This window comes from Methylomonas sp. BG-2 (assembly GCF_057766305.1).
In genome coordinates this window covers 1-2253 of sequence record NZ_JBYMAP010000387.1, presented here as the reverse complement: position 1 = coordinate 2253, position 2253 = coordinate 1, and the positions used below count along the sequence as shown (strand labels likewise).

The 2253-nt window shown below is 60.2% G+C and carries 3 protein-coding genes and 1 pseudogene; 1 reads left to right on the top strand and 3 read right to left on the bottom strand.

The window, feature by feature from the left end; genetic code table 11:
- Positions 1 to 196 precede the first annotated feature (196 nt).
- The 3 genes from AC3B8H_RS20500 to AC3B8H_RS20490 are packed head-to-tail and all read right to left on the bottom strand — an operon-like array spanning position 197 to position 1799.
- Positions 197 to 670, bottom strand: coding sequence for an MEKHLA domain-containing protein (locus AC3B8H_RS20500; RefSeq protein ID WP_488443368.1), 474 nt, complete (start codon positions 668 to 670; stop codon positions 197 to 199).
- Between the two features lie 2 nt (positions 671 to 672).
- Positions 673 to 1398: an RES family NAD+ phosphorylase gene (locus AC3B8H_RS20495; RefSeq protein ID WP_488443367.1), complete on the bottom strand. Its 726-nt coding sequence runs from the start codon at positions 1396 to 1398 to the stop codon at positions 673 to 675.
- A gap of 2 nt (positions 1399 to 1400) precedes the next feature.
- Positions 1401 to 1799 (bottom strand): MbcA/ParS/Xre antitoxin family protein, encoded by a 399-nt coding sequence (locus tag AC3B8H_RS20490; RefSeq protein WP_488443366.1) that lies wholly within the window; start codon positions 1797 to 1799, stop codon positions 1401 to 1403.
- A 313-nt stretch (positions 1800 to 2112) separates the two neighbouring features.
- On the opposite strand from AC3B8H_RS20490, the pseudogene AC3B8H_RS20485 reads away from it, so the two are divergent.
- A pseudogene (locus tag AC3B8H_RS20485) lies at positions 2113 to 2244 on the top strand (IS1595 family transposase); the annotation flags it as partial.
- Between the last annotated feature and the right edge of the window lie 9 nt (positions 2245 to 2253).

The following is a 2253-nucleotide window of genomic DNA, read 5'->3' as shown; positions in this document are numbered from 1 at the left end:
GCAACGTCCGCCATCGCGATGAATACCCTCCACGACACATCGTCCGGGTACCACTTTCTTGATGACAGGTTGTTGGGAGTCAATCATAGGCCGCCAGAAGGTTAATAGACGTCAACTGATGTAAAGTATTGTAAATATTTATAAAAACGCCCAATTTCAGGGCGGAGCGTCCGGGCGCGGGCTGGCAAGTCTTCAATCACTCCAACCAATCCCAGTCGCTGAAACACGCCGCCTGCCCGTAAGGCCGGCCTTCGCCGTCCAACAGGTTCCAGACCACCGCGCCGCGTATCATGAACCGCCGGCCGGATTTAGCAATGCGGACGCCGGCGTAATCGTCGATGTAGCCTTGCCGGGCGACTTTCGCCAGCAAGCGCTCGCGTTCCTCGCGGTTGACCGGTTCGGCGGAAAACCGCGACGGCATGCCGACCAGTTCTGGCCAGGTCAATTCGAACAATGCCAAGGCTTTGCGGTTGCCATAGTTGAACAGCGGATCGGGATCGGTGTTATGCGACAGCAAGGCGAAGCCGGCTTCGTAAACCAGCCGGCCTAGATCGTCGCCGACCGCGTTCAGCAACGGCTTGCCAAGCAGGCGCCGATAACTGTCCAGCAGCAACTCGACGTGGGCTTGGTGATAACGGTTGTCGGGGCCGGGCGGATGCAAATCCAGCATGGTCAATTCTCCGAAAAAGCGGAACGGTCGGTGGAGTACAGCTCTTTTTTATAAACCGCCTTGATGCGTTCGCCGTCCCAGACATAGCAAAAATGCGCGCCCTGCTTGACCGGCGCCAGCAGCCGGGGCTTGAATACCGCGACGCATTCGCCGCCTGGATTGCGCACGCTGGCATAGGCCAGGCCGTTGCCGCCGGCGTCCCGCAGCTGTTTTGCCAAACGCTGGGCGGCGGCGTAGCCGGCGGTATCGGCGGTGTAAACGGCCGGCCAATCGGCTTGGCGGCCGCGAATGTCGTGCAAGTCCGCGTCCAAATCCGAGGCGTAACTGCGCATGTCGATGTCCAGCGGCGCTTGTCGGGTCGCGCTCAGAAAGCGGGCCCGGTGAAAACAGGTTTCGGCGATCGCGGTATCCAAATCGAAGGCGGCATAGTAAACGCCGTAGCTGCCGTCGCTAAACCGGCTGCCTTCCGGATTCAAATGGGTGAAGGCCGCCATGATCGGCGTCGTGCCGGGGCCGGCGATCCGGTCTTCCGGCGCCACCAGCCGAATGTCGCCGGCCTGCTCGCGCAAGCGGTCGTTGGTCAGGGCTTCGATCGCGAACACGATGTCCAGATCGGCCGGCGCGGCGACCCGGTCGAACAAGCCGTCCGGCGGAAACCGGCTGGGCACCAGCCGCCAGCACGGCAGCCAGGTAATGCGGTTGACCGCGATCGTCGCCGGATTGATCACGGCTAGCCGCGCTGGCCGTCCAGATATTGGCGGACCACGTACAAATCGGCCACCCGCCCGGACAACATGCGCTGCAGCGCCGACTGGCCGCCAAACGGCGCGGCTTGATTAGCTTGGTGCAGCCACTGGTCGGCCGCCTCGGCGCGCGGCAATAAAATCTGCAGAGCCTTGTAAATGCCGAAGATGTAAGACAAACGCTCCAGCTTGTCGGCGTTCAAACTGGCCGACTCCGGCTGCTTCTTCCACTTGAAGTAAGTGCTGCGCGAATCCAGACCCAACAACACCATCGCCTGTTCCACGTTGAGCCGCCAGGCCTCGGCAATATTGAAAAAAGTCCGCAACGCCGCGCCGGCCACGGCCCCGCTATCGGCGGATAAGGGATTTTGCGCTGGGGCCAACATAAGGCCTCCCGGTTTTGAATAAACTTAACTTGAAGATAAGTCTATCAATGGACTTTGTCAAGCCGCCGGCCGGAAAAAGGCCGAGGGCAGATACAAAAGGCAGGGGATTTAAATGTCGCCCAAGTTAGTAACTCCGACAGAGTTTGAACGCGTGAGACCGGCCAAAAGCGGCCAACCAGAGCCGTAGGGCGGATGCCGATAGGCGATCCGCCAATCAGACGCCACCATACGGCGGAACCGCGATGCGTTCCGCCTTACGCGGGTTGACGCCTGTTGAGTTGGGTTTCGCTATATCTCAACCCAACTTACGGCCCTGGCCGAGTTTTGCTGTCGCTTCAACCGTCTATTCGATCCGCGAACCATGATGCCCAGATTTCTCGTCGCGACGGCCAATACGCCGCCCGTGCCGGGGCGCTTGCTTAAATTGGCTGAGGGTTATGGGTAATCAGGTAAT